We start from the raw sequence: 19275 nt of genomic DNA, 5'->3' as shown, positions 1-19275 counted from the left end.
GCTCGTCAGGCTCATAACCTGAAGGTCACAGGTTCAAATCCTGTCCCCGCAACCAAATCCACAAAACGGCCCGCCTCGCGCGGGCCGTTTTGCGTTTGCGGCCTGGCGCGGCCAGTTTTTGATGCTCGTCAAGTTACCCGATGGTGTGGGTCTCGGCAGGCGCCGTCTTCCCGTGTTAAACTGCCTGGCATGGAGATGGACACCGACAAGATCGACAATGCCGTTCTGGGGCTGCTTTGGCTAACGCTGCATGAAGAGAGGCGCGCCTGGAAGGGATTGGATTGGGATGCTCTGGATCGCTTGCACCAGAAGGGGCTGATCGCCAACCCAGCGATCAAGGCGAAGTCGGTAGTTCTGACAGATGAAGTCCTGCGACGTGCCGAGGAGCTGTTCCGCACCCTGTTCACGCGGCCGGCGCCGTGAGCGCTGGCTGGCGTTCCAATTCGACAGCAAGAGTCGCGCAGGCAAAACCGACAACTTGCTCCGCAGGCTCATCCCGCAACAATTGCGGTTGGGCGTTCCGCCCGACCACCGTCTGGCGGCGGTGTCCGGAGCGGCGGACTTTCAAGTCGAATTGCTACCGCCGGCGCTGCCATGGCGCCTGGTTCAGTTGATACGGTTCTCCAACCCCACCGTCAGCGGAATCTCAAGCCCCCGCCGCAATCCCGTCGCAACGACCGACACCCTGAATTTTCCTGCGAGCGCCTTGTCGAAAATGGCGCCGACGATGATGTCGGCATCGGCGTCGACCTCCTCGCGTATGCGGGTGGCGGCTTCGTCGACCTCGAACAGCGTCATGTCAGTGCCGCCCGATATCGAGACAAGGACGCCCTTGGCGCCCATCATGGAGGCTTCGTCGAGAAGCGGGTTTGCGATCGCCGCTTCGGCTGCCTTCCTGGCGCGGTCCTCCCCGGTGGCTTCGCCGGTCCCCATCATCGCGCGACCCATATCGCGCATCACCGACTTCACATCGGCAAAGTCGAGATTGATCAGGCCTTCCTTGACGATGAGATCGGTGATGCAGCCGACGCCGGCGTAGAGAACGCGGTCCGCCATCGCGAAAGCGTCCGCGAAGGTCGTCCTGGCATCGGCGATCCTGAAAAGGTTCTGGTTCGGTATGACGATGACGGTATCGGCGCTTTCGCGCAGCCGCTCGATGCCCTCATTGGCGGCATGCATTCGGCGGTTTCCTTCGAAGACGAACGGCTTGGTGACGACGGCCACGGTCAGTATTCCCGCGTTGCGCGCGGCCTGCGCTATGACCGGTGCTGCACCGGTTCCAGTTCCGCCTCCCATGCCCGCGGTCACGAAGCACATATGCGTTCCCGCGAGATGATCCATGATTTCGTCGATCGATTCGACGGCCGCGGCATGGCCGACATCGGGCAGGGAGCCTGCACCCAAGCCTTCCGTGACGTGCGCTCCCAATTGGATCAGCCGCGTTGCCTTCGACATGGTGAGCGCCTGGGCATCGGTGTTGGCAACGATAAATTCGGTGCCCTGCAAGCCTTCGGCGATCATGTTGTTGATGGCGTTGCCGCCACCGCCGCCAACCCCGATGACGGATATTTTGGGCCTCATCTCCGAGATTGCCGGCCTCGTTGCAGTGTTCATTTGCCGTCTCTCCCCTTGAATGCGCAAGCGCAGCGGTCGGTGGAAGGCTTGTTCCTGGCGCACTGCAAAGACTTTGGACAGTGCGCGAATCAGGACAGCCGAGCGTGACCAAGGGAATCAGACGGTTGAACCGGCTGCAAGTGCACTATTCGCGCTCGCGCATGTTATGCGCTATTGGTTCGCCGTCGGTGCTACGTGTGGCGGCTGCCCGAATGTCGTCCGATGACAACGTCTCCCGTAAACGATTTTCCCGTTCTACTTCACGCCGATGCCGGCAGTCAGGCCGCCATCGATCCTGTAGTCCGCGCCGGTGCAGAACCCGGCTTTCGATGAACACAGAAAGGCGATGAGTTCCGCCACTTCCTCCGGCTCGCCGATGCGCCCGATGGGGTGCGCTTCGCCGAAGCGCTTGTAGGCGGCCTCGACATCGGCGTCGGTGCCGTTTTCGCCGCGCGCCGCCTTTTCCAGGATCGGGGTGCGGATCGAGCCCGGGCTGACGGAATTGACGCGAATGCCAGAGCGCGCGTGGTCGAGCGCCAGAGCGCGCGTCAATGTGTGGATGGCGCCCTTGGTCGTGGCATAGGCGGCGACGTTCTGCTGGCAGGCGAAACCTTGCACCGAAGCCACGTTGACGATGGCGCCGCCGCCTCGCCTGAGCATTTCCGGAATACCGAAATGCGCGGTCAGGTAGATCGAGCCGACATTGACGGACATCGCCCGGTTCCAGATGTCGAAATCGGTGCTCACAGCGGTGCCGTACGGATGGACTGCCGCGGAATTGACGATAATATCGAGGCCGCCGAACCGCTCGACACCGGCTGCGACCGCGTCGCGGACCTGATCCGGCACGGAGACGTCGACGGTCATGACCAGCGCCCCAGCGCCGGAGCTGTCCAGTTCCGCTGTCATCGCCGCGTTGGCCGCGCGATCGATGCCGCAGGCGATGATCGCCGCGCCGCCCGCAGCAAGACGTCTGGCGGTCGCCAGGCCGATCCCGGTCGTCCCCGTCACCAGAGCGATCTTGCCGTCGAAATCCTTCATTGCGCAAACTCCTTTAATTTGACTTCCATTGTGGCCCAACAATACGGTTCTGTTTTATCGCAAAGGGAAAGCCTCGATGGAACAGTGTTGGCGCTGGTATGGCCCGAACGACCCGGTGACGCTCGATCATGTCAAGCAGGCCGGAGCCACGGGCGTCGTGTCCGCCCTGCATAATATCTACGACGGCCGCGCCTGGCCTTTGACGGACATCCTGGAGCGCCAGCGGATCATCGAGGCCGAAGGGCTGACCTGGTCGGTCGTGGAGAGCATTCCCGTCCACAATTCGATCAAGATCGGCTCGGCGGAAAGGCTTCGCTATGTCGGCTGGTACAAGGACACGATCCGTGCGCTCGCCAAGGCTGGCATTGCGACGATCTGCTATAATTTCATGCCGGTGGTCGACTGGACCCGCACCGACCTTGCATATCGGCTTCCAACGACGGGCTACGCCCTGCGTTTCGATGCGATCGATTTTGCCGCATACGACATTTTCGTCCTGAAGCGCAGGAATGCCGAAGCCAGCTACAGCGCGGCACGTGTCGCCGAAGCGGAATCGCGACTGAAGGAACTGAGCGACGAGCAGATCGACAGGATCGAGCGCAATCTCATTGCCGGCCTGCCGGCGACCGAGCGCAGCTACGACCGTGATAGTTTTCGCGAGGCATTGGCGGAATATGACTCGATCGGGCCGAAGGAGTTGCGCGACAATCTTGCCTGGTTTTTGCGCGAGATCATTCCGGTGGTCGAGCAGGAGGGAGTGCGCATGTGCATCCATCCCGACGACCCGCCATTCTCGCTCTATGGCTTGCCACGGATCGTTTCGACTGCCGAGGACGCGCGTTTCATCCTCAACGCCGTCGACAGCCCGGCGAACGGCCTGACATTCTGCACCGGCTCCTATGGTACGCGCGCCGACAACGACATTGTCGGCATGGTCAAGGAATTCGCCGACCGGATCCATTTCGTCCATCTGCGCAATGTAACCATCGAGGATGACGGCTCCTTCTATGAAGCCGAGCATCTGGAGGGCGGCACCGACATGGCGCATGTCATCCTCGCTTTGATGCAGGAAGAGACACGTCGCCGTAGGGAAGGTCGCGCCGATTGGCGGATTCCCATGCGACCCGATCATGGCCATCTGCTTGCCGACGATATCGGCAAGACCAGGATCAACCCCGGCTACTCGTTGATCGGCCGCCTGAAAGGCCTCGCCGAACTGCGTGGCATCATGCGCGCTGTGGAACGTTTTGAGCTGGCCTGAGGATCGCAAACAGGAAGGCCCGGGCGATCAACATCGGCTGGTGCTAAGGTCGATGGCTTGATGAAACAAGCTCGGCCTTGCGCCGTGCCGTCTCCAACCCGATGGCGATGAAGCGGCGCGCATGCCGGGCCAGTTCCATATTGTCGGTCCACAGATTGCGCCAGATGGCGGTTTTCTTCGACAGGTTCTCGTCGACGATCTCGGACGAGAAGGATTCGAAACTGAGGTCGTCGCTATAGCCGATTGCGGTCAACGCATCGAAGATCGCGGCAAAGTCGATGTTGCCGGTGCCGAGGAAGCCGCGATGGCTCTCGCCGATATGGACATAGCCGATCTTGTCAGCCGCATGGCGGATGGCCAGCCCGATATCGGCCTCCTCGATGTTCATGTGGAAAGTGTCGAGATGCAGGAAGATGTTGTCGGAACCGGTGTCCTCGATGAACGCCAGCCCTTGCGCCGCGGTGTTGAGCAGATTGCTCTCGAAGCGGTTGACGATCTCGAGGTTGAGCGTAACGCCGGCGGCTTTGGCGGTCTCCGCGACCTTGGCAAGCGTTCCGGCGCTGCGGTTCCATTGATCGCGTGTCGGCGCCTGCGCCTGCAATCCATGGCTGGTGCTGAGGATGCCGGCGACCTTCTGGCCGCCGAGATCGCGGGTGAGCGCGATCGTGCGTTTCAGGATTTCGACGCCATGCGCGGCAATCGCCTTGTCGGCGCTTGAAATGTCGCCGTCGGCCGGTAGTCCGATGCTGATCGCCACGCCGAGATCGAGCTCGGCGATGCGCTTGGCCAGTCCGCCAATATCGACATTGGCAGGGTCGAGATAGGAGAATTCGATCAGGTCGAAGCCGGCCTCTTTGGTGTTGGCCAGCGTCCGCTCGAGGTCGCCTTGCACCGAGCTCGCCGACCAGACAAAAGAATGGATTCCAATGCGCGACATGATCGTCTCCTGCTGGTCGAGAGCATCGGACCCAAAAGTGGAAACCGGTTTTGGGAAAATCCGATGCTCAAACAAAAAAACGGTGCGACCGGTCGTCCCGGCCGCACCAGCCTTGGGAGGCTCTAAGCTAGCGGGCCGCCGTCCAGCCCTTGTAGTCCTTCAGGTTCTCGGCCGTGATCAGCTGCGGGTCGAGCAGCACCGTCGCCTCGGCCGGCTTTTTGCCGGCAAGCACTTCGGCTGCCATCTGCAGCGACTGGCCAGCCATGACGTAAGGATCCTGCGAGGCCGAGGCCTTGATCATCGACGTGCCGGAAGAGAGTTCCTTCTCGATATCGGGCGCGCCGTCGACCGCGGTGAAGATGAACTCCGAGCGGTTGAGCTGCTTGGCCGCAAGTTGGGCGCCGATCGCCGTCGGATCATTGATGGCGAATACCGCATCGATCTTGTCGAAACGGGTCAGCAGCGACTGGAACACTTTTAGGCCGCCGTCGCGCGAGCCTTCGGCATTCTGGTCGTCGGAGAGGATCTTGATATCCGGGTGCTTCGCAAGCACGTCCTTGCAGCCCTTCACCCGCTCCAGGATCGACGACGATGCAGGGCCGTTCAGGATGACATAGTCACCTTTGCCACCGGTTTGGTCGACGAGGTACTGGCAGGCCGCTTCGCCGGCCTTGACGTTGTTGGTCATCACGGTGACGTCGGCGCCCGGCGCCGAGACGTCGAACGCGGCAACAACGATGCCCGCCGCTTGCGCCTTCTTAACCGCTGGTGCGATGGCCTTAGCATCGACGGCGTTGAGCATGATCACGTCGACGCCGGCCGCGATGAAGGAGTCGACCTGCGAGACCTGCTTGTTGAGGTCGTAGTCGGCCGACACCGACGTCACCTCGACATTGGGATTGATCTTTCTGGCCGTGTCTTCGATGCCCTTGATGGTGGCGACGAAGAACGGGTTGCCGAGCAGGCCGACCGATATGCCGACCTTGTTCAGATCCTTGGCCGAAGCCGGTGCGATGGCGACGGCCGCGAGGGCAACGCCGCAGAGCAGTTTAGCGATGGTCTTCATTGTTTTCCTCCTGATGCCCCGCGCCTCTCACGGTGCGTTACATGAAACCGGGTCGTTGACGCCGGCGACTAAGGTCAATCACGTTCTTGCTCCTGCCTGGAGCCTGTAGCGGTCGAGGGCGACCGCCACGATGATGACCAATCCCTTGATGATGTACTGCCAGATGTCGGAAACACCGGCCAGGATGAGCCCGTTGGAGAGCACCGCTATGATCAGGCCGCCGATCAGCGTGCCCCAGATCGAGCCGACGCCGCCGACGAAGCTGGTGCCGCCGAGAATGACCGCGGCAATGGCGTCGAGTTCGTAGGACTGCCCAAGCTGCAGCCCGTTGGCGGCATAGAGCCGGGCCGCCGACATGGCGCCGCCAAGACCGGCCAGAAGGCCTGAAACGCCATAGACGAAGAGCAGCACCAGCGGCACCTTGATGCCGGTGAGGCGGGCGGCCTCGGCATTGCCGCCGACGGCATAGATCCAGGTGCCGAGCACGGTGCGTTTGAGCACCAGCCAGGACAGCACCACGACCGACAGAGCAATGATGACCAGCCAGGGAATGCCGAACAGCGAACCGTTGCCGATGAAGTCGAACGGCAGGTCCGAGTTGAACACCGTGGTGTCCTGGCCGAGCAGGCGGGCGACGCCGCGCACGGCGGTCAGCGAACCCAGCGTAACGATGAAGGGCGGCAGCTTGATATAGGCGACGAGCAGCCCGTTGATGACGCCGAAGCCGAGGCCGACCAGAATGGCCGCCGGCACGCCGAGCATGCCCCACTCCGGCACCAGCGACACCATCACCGCCACCATCGCCGATGCGGCAAGGATGGAGCCGACGGACAGGTCGATGCCGCCGGTCAGGATGACGAAGGTCATGCCGGCCGCAAGGACGATGTTGATCGACGACTGCTGCGTGACGATCAACAGGTTGGTCTCGGTGAGGAAGCGCGGGTTCATGATCTGGAAGCCGGCCGCCAAAAGGATCAGAACCGGCAGCATGCCAAGGGCGGCGAAGGCGGTGCGCAGCCGCCGGCTTCTGCCGACGGCCTGGTCGCCCGCGCTCATCTCGGTTGCCTTGTCGGTCATCCCTTGGCCGCTCCCGTTGCAAGTTCCATGATTGCCTCCTGACTGAGCGGCTGGCCTTCGGATGCCGTCACCTCGCCAGCGATAGTGCCGTCGCGCATCACCAGCACGCGGTCGGCGACGCCGATCACCTCCGGCAGTTCGCTGGAGATCATCAGGATGGCGATGCCCTTCTTGGCGAGATCGTCGATCAGCCGGTAGATTTCCGACTTCGCCCCGACATCGACGCCGCGGGTCGGTTCGTCGAGGATGAGGACCCGCGGTTCGGTTTCGAGCAGGCGGGCGAGCAGCACCTTCTGCTGGTTGCCGCCCGACAGCGAGCCGGCATTGGCCTGCACCGACCTGGTGCGGATGGAGAGGTCGGAAACGGCCTTGGCGGCGCGCTTTTCGGCCGTCGCGAAGTCGCGCAAGCCTCCGGCCTGCGCATCCCTGGCGAGCACGCCCATGCTGATATTGTCGGAAATCGACATGTCGAGGAACAGGCCGAGTTCCTTCCGGTCTTCGGTAAGATAGGCAATGCCGGCGTCCAGCGCCTCGCGCGGCGAGCCGATCGCTATCGGCTTGCCGTCGAGTTCCAGCGTGCCTGATGTGTGCCTGTCGGCGCCGAAGATCAGCCGTGCGAGCTCGGTGCGGCCCGAACCGACAAGGCCCGCCAGCGCCAGCACTTCGCCCTTGTGCAGATCGAAGGAACAGTGCTTCAGGAGATTGCCATCCGACATACCGCGCACCGACAATGCGATCGCCCGCTTGCTGTCCGGCGGGCGGTGATCTTTTTTGTAGAAGGCAGACAGGTCACGGCCGACCATCATCGAAACGAGGCGCGAGGCGTTCAGATCGGCGCGATCGAGCGTGCCGACATAGCCGCTGTCGCGCAGCACGCTGACGCGGTCGGCAAGCTGGTAGACCTCCTCCATGCGGTGGCTGATGTAGATGATGGCGATGCCCTGCGACTTCAGCGTCGCAATCACCTCGAACAGCCTGTCCGTCTCGCGCGAGGTCAGCGAGGTCGTCGGCTCGTCCATGACGATGATGCGCGCGCTGCTCGACAGCGCGCGGGCGATCTCGACCATCTGGCGCTCGCCAAGCGACAGGCTGGAGACAAGGGAGCGCGCCGGGAAGGAAACGCCGAGCCGCGCAACGATTTCCTTGGCGCGCCGGTTGCACTGGTCGCGGTCGACGATGCCGAACCGTCTCGGCTCGTTGCCGAGGAAGATGTTCTGGGCAACCGTCAGGTTGGGCGCCAGCGACAGCTCCTGATAAATGACGGCAATGCCATTGGCGCGTGCCTTGATCGGGTCGCCGGTCGCGACCGGCGCGCCGTCGATCAAGATGTCGCCGCCGGGATCTGGCCGATAGGCGCCGGACAGCACCTTCATCAGCGTCGACTTGCCGGCGCCGTTTTCTCCCATCAGCGCGTGCAGTTCGCCGGCGTGCACAGTCAGCGACACATCCTGCAAGGCGCGGATCGGGCCGAACGTCTTGGAGATGTGCCGCATCTCCAGCACCGGCTGGCGCACTGGTTCGAACCGGGCAGCGGCGGTCATCGCGCGCCTCCCGCTGCTGCACCAACGATGCCTCGGTCGGCGGAAAGGCCGCGCCAGCTGTCGCGATAGAAGGCAAGCCCTGTGAGGCTTGAAGCACGAACAGGCTCCGGCGCCTCGGCGGCAAATTCGCGTCCAACACTCTCGAAGGCGAGAGCCGCCGCTCCAGTGGCGCTGCCCTCCAGCGTGGCGCCCTGCATGAAGGCCTGGCCGGGACGCAGCTGCGCCAGCAGGCTGGCGAGCAGGCCGCCACTGTTCAGCCCGCCATCGACGATTATGGTGTTGTTCGAATGGATCAGGTCGAGACACAGATCGACCATCAGCGCGACATAGAGCAGCGCCACGGCCGCGCGCTCCTCCGCGGTGGGTGTGCGCCCGACCAGTTCGCCGGGATGGCCAGGCATCGGCCCACCTGGTGCGAAGCTGGGCAGCGCCATGATGCCGGCGTCGATCACCTGCTGTACCGAGGAGCGGTCGATTGCGCCCTGCCAGCCGGCGCTGATCGTCGCGAATTCACGGCCGCCCATGAAGCGGATGGTCGGCACCGGGCCACCGTCGACATCGACATTGACCAGCATGTCGCGATCGCGATCGAGCGCGTCGAGCGGGCAGTCCGGATTGAGCACGACGACCCAGGTGCCGGTCGAGACGACGGTGACCGGGCCAAGCTCCTGGCGGCGATAGGCATGGAGCGCCGCATTGCTGTCATGGACACCGTTGTGAATGGCGATCGGCCGTGTCGCCCCGCCAAAGCGATGCTCGCCGATCACCGCGCCGGCACGCTCGAAGGCGGGCATTTGGCGGCGCCAACCCTCGGCGTCTACCAGCGTGGAGAAATCGCGCTTGCGCGGCGCCCACAGATGCGAGTGGCAGCCGAGATAGGACACCTCCGACACCGCCCGGCCACCAAAGCGCCAGCTCCAGTACTGGGGATAACCGAGGATCGATTTGGCGGCGGCGAACGCGCTTGGTTGCACCGTCTTCAGCCACAGCATGTGGCGACCATAGTTGAAGCCGAGCGGCAGATGGGGCGAGAAGGTCTCGGCAAAATCCGGAATGCGGCGATCGATCTGAGCGGCAATCTCGGCCGGCGGCTCCTGCTCGTAGTCGAGGATCGGATGCGTCAGCGCTGCATCGTCAATCAAGGCAAAGGTGCAGCCATGGCCCGAAACCATCAACCCCTCTATGCGATGGATATCGACCGCCTCGCCGACGGCGCGAGCCGCCCAATCGTGAAGCGCTGCCTCATCGAGCACGCTGAAGCCGCCTTTGCGCGTCCATTTCGGCTGGGTCCGGCGCTCGTCGAGGATTTGCCCGTCCTGACCGAAGACGAACAGCTTCGAGTTGGTCTTGCCGAAGTCGAGGACGGCCACCTTCACTGGACGGCTCCCGAGGCAGAGGCGATCCGCACCATGACGCCGGCGTTTTCGAGCATGCGTGCGTCGGCATCGGAAAGACCGTCGTCGGTCACCAGCGTGCCGATGCGCGACAAGGGCAGCGCGACGTTGCGCGCGTGGATCGACAGTTTGCGGCTGTCGGCCAGCACCACGATCTGGTCGGCGCATAGGCTGAGTTCGACGATGGAGCGGACCAGCAGCGGATGCGATTCCAGCACGCCCTCCGGGCTGATGCCTTGCGCGCCAAGAAAGAACTTCGATGCGTAGAAAGGCACCGTCTGGGTGAGCGAATGAATGATGCCAGGCTCGCGATGAAGTTCACCCCCGGCAACGGTTAGGCTACAATGGCCGTGGTCGCTCAAATAGGCGATGAGCGGCATCGAATTGGTGTAGAGCCGGATGTTGCGGTCGGCGAGTTTGGCGCCGAGATGGAAACAGGTCGAACCGCCATGCACGATGACGGCGTCGCCATCGCGCACCATGGTCGCAGCGAGAGCGGCGATCTGCCGCTTGGCTTCGACCGCGAGATCGCGGTTCTCGTCGTAAGGCCTGGCAAAGGCGACACCCGCCTGCGAAGCGCCATCGAGCGCCGAGATGCCGCCGTAGACCTTCCGTGCTTCGCCGGCCTCGTCGATCTTGTCGATGTCGCGCCGCACCGTCGCAGCCGACACGCCGAGCCGCTCCTGCAGCTCGCGCACCGAGGCGAAGGGGCGATCCCGCAACAAGTCTACGATCTGACGCTGGCGGCCGGAGTCGCTCAACGGATACCCTCCCGAAATGCCATTTTGCCACGGCAATTGGTGAAACTTACTCAACGCGGATCAGATTGCAAGCTAGATTTGATGGGATAAGATCACCATTGACGTAACTTACTCGCATCTGCGATACCAACGTCATTCGTTATCCCAGCTACGGGGATCCAAAGCCGTGGCTACGCGGCCGGTTTGTTGAAAGGAGTTTCGATGGCAATCAATGCGGATGCGCAGGAACTGGCCGCTTTGCGGTCGCTTTCGGCCAGCATCGGGCGCGACCCGCATTTGACCCAGGCCGCGGGCGGCAACACTTCGCTGAAAGCCGGAGACACGCTCTGGATCAAGGCTTCGGGTACCTGGCTGAAGAATGCGCTCGCCGAAGACATCATGGTTCCCGTGGCGATCCCCCCGCTGCTCAGGGCTGTCGAACAGCGCGACCCGGCCGCCGATCAGCCACAGGCGTTCGCCATCCAGGCGCTCAACATCCGCAAGCTGCGACCCTCGATCGAGACCACGGTTCACGCGCTGATGCCGCAGCGCGTCGTTCTGCATGTCCACTGCGTCGACACCATTTCGCTTGCCGTGCAGGCCGACTGCGAGGCTCAACTCGCCAAGCGCCTGGATGGCCTCGAATGGGCGTATGTCCGTTATCTCCGGCCGGGCCTGCCGCTTGCCCAGTGCATTGCCGAGCGCCTTCGGCCTGGGGTCGATGTGCTGATCCTTGCCAATCACGGCCTGGTGGTCGCAGCCGAGACCGTGGCCGGCGCCGAGGCGCTGCTCCGCCGCGTCACGGGGCTGCTGGCGCGGCCGCCACGCGAGGTGGCGGAGCCAGACATCGCGGCATTGACGGCGCTCATCGGACGCACCGGTTACAGGTTGCCGGCGGATGTCGAAGCGCATGCCGTCGCGATCGATCCTGAAACCTGCCGCATGGCGTCGGGGGGCAGCCTCTATCCCGATCACGTCATCTTTCTCGGCAAGGGTTCGGTCGTGGCGCGGCCTGGCGAGGACGTTCTGCGCGTCATCGAACGGTGCGGCACGGCACCGGTGGCGATCCTGTTTCCCGGGCTTGGCGTGCTGATGCGCGGCGACGCCAGTCCCGGCGCCGATGCCATGCAACGCTGCCTTGCCGACGTGACGGCGCGGGTCGACGTCGCGGCGAAGCTGAATTATCTGACCGCCGCCGAGAACGACGAACTGATCAACTGGGACGCCGAGCAGTATCGCCAGAAACTCAATGCAGCTGGCGGCTGACATGGCGCGTCCAATTGGCCCCCTTTCGATCGGCATCGACATCGGCACATCAGGCGCCCGCGCCGTCGCCATGCGCCCGGATTTTTCGATTGCCGCGCGTTCCGCCGTTCCACTCGACAGATTTGGCCAGAACGCCCGCGACCCCTCAGTGTGGTGGTCAGCGGTGGGCGCGGCGCTGGCGGAACTGCTTTCGGGCATCGATCGTGCGGCGGTCCGGTCGATCGCCGTCGACGGCACTTCGGGCACGCTGCTGCCGGTCGACGGCGCCGGGCGGCCGCTGGCCGAGCCGTTGATGTACAACGACAAGGTCGACGACGACGCCATTCTGGCGGTGATCGCGCGCGAGGCGCCGGCCGCGAGCGCAGCACGTGGGGCGACGTCCGGTCTCGCCAAGGCGCTGTCATACCAGCGCCTGTCTGGCGTTGCCGCGGTGCTGCATCAGGCCGACTGGATCGCGGCACAGTTCTCTGGCCGCTTCGACACCAGCGACGAGAACAATGCCCTGAAAACCGGCTACGATTTCGAGGCCCGCCGCTGGCCGGACTGGATCGCGGCGACCGGCATGCGCATGGAACTCCTGCCTGATGTCGTCAGGCCGGGCGATGTCACGGGAACGCTCACCGCGAGCACAGCGGACCTGTTCGGCCTGGCGCACGACGTCGCCGTGGCCGCCGGCACGACCGATGGCTGCGCGTCGTTCCTGGCGACGGGCGCTGCGGCAGTTGGCGACGGCGTCACCGCGCTGGGGTCCTCGCTGACCCTCAAAATCCTCTCCGACCGGCCGATCTCGGCGCCGCAGTTCGGCATCTACAGCCATCGGTTGGGAGATGCCTATCTGGCGGGTGGTGCGTCGAATTCGGGGGGCAAGGTGCTGGCGCAGCATTTCTCGCTCGGGCGTATCATCGAGCTGAGTGCGGCCATAGACCCCATGACGGAGACCGGCCTCGACTATTATCCGCTTCCCGCGGTCGGCGAACGCTTTCCGATAGCCGACCCTGCTCTGCCGCCACGTCTGACGCCGCGGCCTGCGGACGACGCCGACTATCTGAAAGCCATGTTCGAGGGCATTGCGGCGATCGAGGCGCTCGGCTATGGCCGGCTTGCCGAACTCGGCGCCCCCCAATTGACGTCGGTAAGAAGTGTCGGCGGCGGTGCGGCAAACATCGCCTGGACCGCGATCCGGCAGCGCAAGCTGGGTGTCGATTTTCTGCCCGCGCTTTCGGACGAGGCGGCCGCCGGCACGGCGCGGCTGGCGCTGATGGGCGCAATCGAAGCGGGGCTTTTGTGAGCACGAAAACGGTTGAACATCTCGACGGCATCGCGGCGCTGGTTGAGCGCTATCAAGTATTCCTGCTCGATCAGTTCGGCGTGCTGCACGATGGTACGAACCCCTATCCGGGCGCTGTGGAGGCATTGTCGGCGCTGAAGCGAGCAGGCAGGACGATCGTGCTGGTCTCGAACTCCGGCAGGCGGGCGCGGCCCAATGAGGCCCGGTTGCTGAAGCTCGGCTTCCAACCAGGAAGCTGGGATCAATTTGTCTCTTCCGGCGAGATCGCGTGGCGGTCCTTTCACGAAATGGCGATATCCGGAACGCTGCGCCCAAACACAAAGTGCCTGCTGATCAGCCGCGAAGGCGACCGCTCGGCGATTGAAGGCCTGCCTTTCACGTTGACCGGGGACGGCGACGATGCCGAGCTGGTGCTGATCGCCGCCAGCGAGGGCGATCGCTACGACATCGACCATTATCGCAGACTATTTGCACCGGCAGCGATGCGGCAGGTGCCGTGCTTCTGCACCAATCCCGACAAGATCATGCTGACGGCAGTGGGGCCTCGCTTTGGCGCCGGTCAGCTTGCGGATCTCTACGAGAGCTTCGGCGGCAGCGTCACCCGCATCGGCAAGCCCTACGCCCCGATCTTCGACGCCGCGCTGGCGCTGGCGGGCAACCCGGAGCGCAGCAGCGTGGTCTGTGTCGGCGACAGCGTCGAACACGATATCGCTGGTGGAATTGGTGCCGGCGTGGCGACTGCGCTGGTCTTGTCCGGAATATTGGCGGATACCCCTGACCTGGCCGACCTTTTCGACAGTCTGGACGCCTACCCCGATTACACTACGGAGATTTTCAAATTCGCAGATTGAGATGGGCTGCTTCCGAGGGTTGAGCGCTGCCATGGTGATCGTTTCGTCGTTCGTGCTGCTTTTCGTGGCGCAGCCCTTTGGCTGCTGTTGCCAGTTCACATCTGGTTGGTCAGAGGCTATTGAACTGCATGCGTGATTTCCAACTCCCCGGGCGCTCGCCGGTTCGTGCGACGGAAGCGATGGCCGCGACATCGCACCCTCTGGCGACGCTGGCGGCGGTCGAGATGCTGCGGTCTGGCGGCAATGCAATGGATGCAGCCGTGTGCGCGGCGGCGGTGCAGGCGGTCGTCGAGCCGCAATCGACCGGTATCGGCGGCGACTGTTTCGTCCTCTACTGTCCCAACGGCCAAGGCGAGGTTCTGGCCTTCAACGGCTCCGGCCGCGCACCTGCAGCAGCAGAGGCTGAGTGGTATCTGGACAGGGGGCATGACGAACTGCCTGAGTCCGGTCCGCACGCAGTCACCGTGCCGGGCGCCGTCGACGCCTGGTGCCGCCTGCTCGAGGATCACGGCAGAAAGGGCATCGACGCCGCGCTCGCACCCGCCATACGTTACGCCGAACAGGGCTACGTCGTCCAAGACCGTGTGGCCTTCGACTGGGCTGAAAGTGCTGCCTTGCTGGCCGCCGACGAACATGCCGCGCGGATTTTTCTGCCGGATGGAAAGGCGCCGCTGGCCGGCGAACTGCACCGGCAGCCGCAACTGGCCGACACCTTGCGCATCGTCTCGCGCCGCGGTCGTGCCGGCTTCTATGAAGGCGAGGTCGCCGATGACATGGTGTCGCGTCTGCGTGCTCTCGGTGGGCTGCATGCGCTCGAGGATTTTGCGGCTACGAAGGGCGACTATGTCAGGCCGGTCGGCACATCCTACCGGGGCTACGACATCCATCAGATGCCGCCGAACAACCAGGGGCTGACGGCACTGATCATGCTGAATGTGCTGTCGGGCTTTTCGCTCGGCTCTCTGGAGCCGAACGGCGCCGAGCGCTTTCACCTCGAGATCGAGGCGGGGCGGCTTGCCTATCAGGACCGCGACAATTTCATCGGCGACCAGAACCAAGTCCATGTCCCCGTAGAGCAGTTGTTGTCCAGATCCCATGCGGACCAGCTTCGCGCCGAGATCGATCCGGCGCGCGCGATGACGCATCTGCCACGCCTGGAGCTTCAGCCGAGCGATACGGTCTACATCTCGGTGGTCGACCGCGATCGTAATGCAGTCAGCTTCATCAACTCGACCTTTTATTCGTTCGGCAGCGGGGTGGTCGGCCCCAAGAGCGGGGTCGTCCTGCAGAATCGCGGCAGCAGCTTCCGCCTGGCGGCGGACCACCCAAACCGAATCGCCCCGGGAAAACGCCCGATGCACACCATCATGCCAGGCATGGTGACAGCCAAGGGCCGGGCGATCATGCCGTTCGGCGTGATGGGCGGCGGCTACCAGCCGTTCGGCCATGTCCACCTGCTCACCAACATGATCGATTTCGGCATGGACCCGCAGGAGGCGCTGGATGCGCCACGCGTGTTCTACAGACAGGATACGGTGGAGGCGGAGCGTGGCGTTCCGGCCGATGCAATCGCCGGCCTGCGCGAGCGAGGCCACCAAGTGTCCATCGCGACCGAGCCGCATGGCGGCGGCCAGCTGGTGCTGATCGACTGGGACAAGGGTACGCTTACCGGCGCCTCCGATCCACGCAAGGACGGTTGCGCGCTGGGTTACTGACGATCGGCCGCGTCCTGCGTGCTGGTCCTGTTCAGCTTTGGCGCTGCCGCCACCAGCGCCTTGCCGATCGCCGACTGCGGGGCACCGATGACCGCACGGGCATTGCCGCTCTCGGCGACGCGGCCGCCATCGAGAATGACGACACGATGAGCGATGGCGCTAATAACGCCAAGATCATGCGAAATGAACAGATAGGCGATCCGTTGCTCGCGTTGCAGATCGAGCAGCAATTGCAGGATCTGTCGGCGCACCGATACGTCGAGCGCAGACACCGCTTCGTCGAGCACGATCAGCGACGGCATTGTGGCGATGGCGCGAGCAATCGCTATGCGCTGGCGCTGGCCGCCCGAGATCTCGTGGATGGCGCGGCCGGCGAGATCAGCGCTCAAGCCGACACGCTCGAGCAGAGCAGCGATGCGGTGCGGGCGCTCCGGTCGAGATGCGACGCCATGGATGCGCAAAGGATCGTCAAGCACGCGCGCTACCATGGCGCGCGGGTTGAAGGCGGCGAGCGGGTCCTGGAACACCATTTGCAAACGCGCGCGCCGTGCGCGCAAGGCAGCGCCGTTCAGGGACAGGAAATCGCCGCCCTCGAACTCGATATGGCCGGCGTCCGGTTCGATCAGCCGCAGCACCAGCCTGGCGATCGTCGACTTGCCGCTGCCGGACGGCCCGGCCAGCGCCAGCGTCTCGCCGGGCTCGATGTGGAAGGAAATGTCATCGACGGCGGCGATCGTCTTGTCGCCACGACGATATCGTTTGGTCAGGCCGGAAACGGCCAGCAATGGACTGCTCACCTCGTCGCTCCTGCCTGCCGCAGCAGCGGTTCGGCATCGAGGCCGAGATGGGCGTCGAGCAGCGCTCTTGTGTAGGCGTGGCGCGGGCTAGCGATGATCTGCGCCGTCGCACCGAGCTCGACCAGCTCGCCGTGCCGGAACACGGCGATGCGCTCGGCCAGCTCGGCGGCCAGCGCGATGTCATGGCTGACGAACAGCAGCGTCATGCCGTCCTCGGCCACCAATTGCCGGATCAGCGCGACGATCTCGGCCTGCACGATTGTATCGAGCGCGCTGGTCGCCTCGTCGGCGATCAGCAGTTTCGGACCGGCCGCGATCGCTGCGGCGATCGCCACGCGCTGCTTCTGGCCGCCGGAAAGCTGGTGGGGATAGGCGCGCAGAGCGACCTCCGGGTCGGGCAGGCGGACGCGTCCAAGCAGGGTTTTTGCCTTGGCATAGGATTGCGACCAAGTAAGGCCGAGATGCGTATTCGCGACTTCCGCGACCTGCTCGCCGACCGCCATCACCGGATCGAGGCTGGCCGACGGGTCCTGAAAGACGAAGCCGATATCGCGGCCACCGAGTGGGGTGTGGGTGGACCGGGTAATGAATTCGGATGGCGGCGACTGCAAAAACCAGTCGATACGGCCTTCAATCCTGGTGGATTGCGGCAGCAGCCCGGCAATGGCCAGCGCCAGCGTGCTCTTGCCCGAACCGCTCTCGCCGATGATGGCGAAGCGTTCGCCGGCGGCGACATCGAAGCCGACATGTTTCAGCGCCGCCACCTCGCTGCCGTCACGGCGATAGATCACCGTCAGATCGCGGATCGAAAGCAGCGCCGTCACGACAGGCTCCTTCTCACCGCCGCCGTCTCGACGAAGCCTTCACCGGCGAGATAGACGCCGAGCACGGTCAGCACGAGCGCTACGCCCGGAATGATCGACAGGAAAGGCGCGGTGCGCAGCACGGCGCGACCTTCGGCGATCATGCCGCCCCAGGTCACGCGGTTGGGGTCGCCGAGGCCGAGAAACGAGAGGGCCGCTTCGGTGAGGATCGCGGCGGCGACGATCACCGACGACAGCGCCAGCACCAGCGGCAATGCGTTGGGCAGCACTTCGCGAAAGGCGATCTCCAGCGGATGCATGCCGATGACACGGGCGCCGGCGACAAAATCGCGCTCGCGGATCGACAGCACTTCGGCGCGGGCAACACGCGCCGGCCCCGTCCAGGCGCCAAGCGCGATCGCTGCGACAACGACGCCGAGCGACGGCCCGACGACACTGACGAAAGCCAGCGCCAGCAGGAAGCTCGGCACGGTCTGGAAGGCGTCGGTGATGCGCATCAGCACCTCGTCGACGAGGCCGCCGGCAAAGCCCGCCAGCGTGCCCACTATTGCGCCGACGGCAAGGGCTGCGGCTGCCGCCGCCAGCCCGACCGCCAAGGAGGTACGGGCGCCGTGGAGAAGCTCGGCCAGCACATCACGGCCGAGCCGGTCGGTGCCGAGCGGCAGCGACCAGTCCTGAAAGGGCGGCAGCAGCGCCGGCCCGGCAATAGCCTGCGGATCGCCGGGAAAGAATTGCGACGCCGATAGCGCCATGGCGAACAGCACTACCAGAATGATCGCGCCGGCGATCGCTTCCGGCGTGCGAAGAAAGCGGCGAAACGGGCTCACGCGCTGGTCTCGCTGGCGCCGACGCGCGGATCGAGGAAAGCGTAGGCGATATCGACGAGAAGGTTGATGATGATAACGAGAACGGCGCTGACGAGAATGATGCCGAGCAGCAGCGGCGTGTCGCGCGCCGCCACCGCCTCCTGCGCCAGCCGGCCAAGGCCGGGCACCGAAAAGACGCTTTCGATGACGACGCTGCCGCCGAGCATCTGCGCCGATTGCAGGCCTAGCATGGTGACCAACGGCAACAGCGCGTTGCGGGCGACGTGAGCGAGCACGATGCGGCGGCGGGAAAGCCCCTTGGCGCGAGCGGCGAGCACAAAATCCTGCCGCCAGACTTCGGCCACGCCGGCGCGCATCATGCGCAGATAGAGTGCCAGATAGATGAAGCCGAGTGCGGACACCGGCAGGATGAGATGGCGGGCGATATCGGCCGCGCGGTCGAGGCCGGTCTTGCCCGACGCGATGCTCTCGATGCCGCCGATCGGAAACCAGCGCAGGTCGACGGCAAAGATGATGATCAGCACCAACCCGAGCCAGAAGCCCGGTACCGCATAGAGCGCCAGCGAACCGATCGACAGGAAACGGTCGCGAAAACTGCCGGGCCTGGCGCCGGCATAGATGCCGAGTGCCGAGCCGAGCCCGAAGGAGAGCGCGGTGGCGCTGCCCATCAACAGCAACGTATTGGGCAGGCGTTCGAGGATGACGTCGCGGATCGGCCGCGAGAAGGTGACCGACTGGCCGAGGTCGAGATGCAGCAGCGCCCAGAGGTAGTTCGCCAGCCGCGTCAACGCCGACTGGTCGAGGCCCCAACGATGGCGCAGCAATTCGATCATGCCGGCGTCACCGCCGGTCGAGACGATATAGGCGTCGACCGCGTCGCCGGGGGCGGCTTCCAGCAAAAGGAAAGTGCCGATCACGACAATCAGCAGCACGAAGACGCTGCCGACGAGGCGACGGCGAAGGAGGAGAACCGCGCGGGTCATGGTGGCGCCGGCTGCTTGGCGGTGTGCCGATCGTGAGATGCGCTGCGCCCCAC

18 protein-coding genes are annotated in these 19275 nt (G+C 64.4%); 6 read left to right on the top strand and 12 right to left on the bottom strand.

From position 1 onward, the window contains the following. The first annotated feature begins 189 nt into the window (after nucleotides 1-189). The gene (locus AC0L3I_RS15210; protein WP_473527386.1) at nucleotides 190-423 is read left to right on the top strand and encodes a DUF6429 family protein; all 234 of its coding nucleotides are present in this window, start codon (nucleotides 190-192) and stop codon (nucleotides 421-423) included. Nucleotides 424-606: 183 nt separating this feature from the next. Here the strand turns inward: AC0L3I_RS15210 and ftsZ are convergent, their stop codons facing one another. Beyond that, nucleotides 607-1614: a cell division protein FtsZ gene (ftsZ, locus tag AC0L3I_RS15205; protein WP_123151630.1), complete on the bottom strand. Its 1008-nt coding sequence runs from the start codon at nucleotides 1612-1614 to the stop codon at nucleotides 607-609. 255 nt (nucleotides 1615-1869) lie between these two features. After that, on the bottom strand, nucleotides 1870-2655 hold the full coding sequence (locus tag AC0L3I_RS15200; RefSeq protein ID WP_473487793.1) for an SDR family NAD(P)-dependent oxidoreductase: 786 nt from the start codon (nucleotides 2653-2655) through the stop codon (nucleotides 1870-1872). A 76-nt stretch (nucleotides 2656-2731) separates the two neighbouring features. Here AC0L3I_RS15200 and uxuA point away from each other — a divergent pair, with 76 nt between their 5' ends. After that, a complete protein-coding gene (gene uxuA / locus AC0L3I_RS15195) occupies nucleotides 2732-3916 on the top strand; it encodes a mannonate dehydratase (protein ID WP_473487794.1) in 1185 nt (394 codons plus the stop codon). Between the two features lie 43 nt (nucleotides 3917-3959). On the opposite strand, the gene AC0L3I_RS15190 is transcribed toward uxuA, so the two are convergent. The 6 genes from AC0L3I_RS15190 to AC0L3I_RS15165 all read right to left on the bottom strand — a co-directional run bounded on the left by AC0L3I_RS15190 (nucleotide 3960) and on the right by AC0L3I_RS15165 (nucleotide 10692). Next, the gene (locus AC0L3I_RS15190; RefSeq protein ID WP_473527384.1) at nucleotides 3960-4853 is read right to left on the bottom strand and encodes a sugar phosphate isomerase/epimerase family protein; all 894 of its coding nucleotides are present in this window, start codon (nucleotides 4851-4853) and stop codon (nucleotides 3960-3962) included. 127 nt (nucleotides 4854-4980) lie between these two features. Further along, nucleotides 4981-5919, bottom strand: a complete 939-nt coding sequence (locus AC0L3I_RS15185) for an ABC transporter substrate-binding protein (RefSeq protein ID WP_473527383.1) — start codon at nucleotides 5917-5919, stop codon at nucleotides 4981-4983. A gap of 78 nt (nucleotides 5920-5997) precedes the next feature. Beyond that, nucleotides 5998-6996 (bottom strand): ABC transporter permease subunit, encoded by a 999-nt coding sequence (locus AC0L3I_RS15180; protein ID WP_095493261.1) that lies wholly within the window; start codon nucleotides 6994-6996, stop codon nucleotides 5998-6000. Further along, nucleotides 6993-8537: a sugar ABC transporter ATP-binding protein gene (locus AC0L3I_RS15175; protein ID WP_473527382.1), complete on the bottom strand. Its 1545-nt coding sequence runs from the start codon at nucleotides 8535-8537 to the stop codon at nucleotides 6993-6995. The genes AC0L3I_RS15180 and AC0L3I_RS15175 overlap by 4 nt, the downstream gene beginning before the upstream one ends. After that, on the bottom strand, nucleotides 8534-9913 hold the full coding sequence (locus tag AC0L3I_RS15170; RefSeq protein WP_473527381.1) for an FGGY-family carbohydrate kinase: 1380 nt from the start codon (nucleotides 9911-9913) through the stop codon (nucleotides 8534-8536). The genes AC0L3I_RS15175 and AC0L3I_RS15170 overlap by 4 nt, the downstream gene beginning before the upstream one ends. Beyond that, the gene (locus AC0L3I_RS15165) at nucleotides 9910-10692 is read right to left on the bottom strand and encodes a DeoR/GlpR family DNA-binding transcription regulator (RefSeq protein WP_473487798.1); all 783 of its coding nucleotides are present in this window, start codon (nucleotides 10690-10692) and stop codon (nucleotides 9910-9912) included. Before AC0L3I_RS15165 ends, AC0L3I_RS15170 begins: the two co-directional genes overlap by 4 nt. A 201-nt stretch (nucleotides 10693-10893) precedes the next feature. Between AC0L3I_RS15165 and AC0L3I_RS15160 the strand changes: the two genes are divergently transcribed. The 4 genes from AC0L3I_RS15160 to ggt all read left to right on the top strand — a co-directional run bounded on the left by AC0L3I_RS15160 (nucleotide 10894) and on the right by ggt (nucleotide 15791). Further along, nucleotides 10894-11937 carry a class II aldolase/adducin family protein gene (locus AC0L3I_RS15160; RefSeq protein WP_473527380.1) on the top strand — a complete coding sequence of 348 codons (1044 nt, stop codon included), beginning with the start codon at nucleotides 10894-10896 and terminating at the stop codon, nucleotides 11935-11937. 1 nt (nucleotide 11938) lies between these two features. Next, on the top strand, nucleotides 11939-13225 hold the full coding sequence (locus tag AC0L3I_RS15155) for an FGGY-family carbohydrate kinase (protein WP_473527379.1): 1287 nt from the start codon (nucleotides 11939-11941) through the stop codon (nucleotides 13223-13225). Continuing rightward, a complete protein-coding gene (locus AC0L3I_RS15150; RefSeq protein WP_473527378.1) occupies nucleotides 13222-14076 on the top strand; it encodes a TIGR01459 family HAD-type hydrolase in 855 nt (284 codons plus the stop codon). Before AC0L3I_RS15155 ends, AC0L3I_RS15150 begins: the two co-directional genes overlap by 4 nt. Before the next feature lie 128 nt (nucleotides 14077-14204). Continuing rightward, a complete protein-coding gene (ggt, locus tag AC0L3I_RS15145; RefSeq protein WP_473527377.1) occupies nucleotides 14205-15791 on the top strand; it encodes a gamma-glutamyltransferase in 1587 nt (528 codons plus the stop codon). Here the strand turns inward: ggt and AC0L3I_RS15140 are convergent. The 4 genes from AC0L3I_RS15140 to AC0L3I_RS15125 are packed head-to-tail and all read right to left on the bottom strand — an operon-like array spanning nucleotide 15785 to nucleotide 19222. Then, on the bottom strand, nucleotides 15785-16588 hold the full coding sequence (locus AC0L3I_RS15140; protein ID WP_473527376.1) for an ABC transporter ATP-binding protein: 804 nt from the start codon (nucleotides 16586-16588) through the stop codon (nucleotides 15785-15787). The genes ggt and AC0L3I_RS15140 overlap by 7 nt on opposite strands. Beyond that, nucleotides 16585-17412 carry an ABC transporter ATP-binding protein gene (locus tag AC0L3I_RS15135; protein WP_473527375.1) on the bottom strand — a complete coding sequence of 276 codons (828 nt, stop codon included), beginning with the start codon at nucleotides 17410-17412 and terminating at the stop codon, nucleotides 16585-16587. Before AC0L3I_RS15135 ends, AC0L3I_RS15140 begins: the two co-directional genes overlap by 4 nt. Beyond that, nucleotides 17409-18239, bottom strand: a complete 831-nt coding sequence (locus AC0L3I_RS15130; protein ID WP_473527374.1) for an ABC transporter permease — start codon at nucleotides 18237-18239, stop codon at nucleotides 17409-17411. Before AC0L3I_RS15130 ends, AC0L3I_RS15135 begins: the two co-directional genes overlap by 4 nt. Then, a complete protein-coding gene (locus AC0L3I_RS15125) occupies nucleotides 18236-19222 on the bottom strand; it encodes an ABC transporter permease (RefSeq protein ID WP_473487806.1) in 987 nt (328 codons plus the stop codon). The genes AC0L3I_RS15130 and AC0L3I_RS15125 overlap by 4 nt, the downstream gene beginning before the upstream one ends. Nucleotides 19223-19275: the final 53 nt, after the last annotated feature.

This window comes from Mesorhizobium sp. WSM4840, from assembly GCF_055811755.1.
Note: the sequence above shows the minus strand (reverse complement) of the source record. Positions and strands in the feature narration are given on the sequence as shown.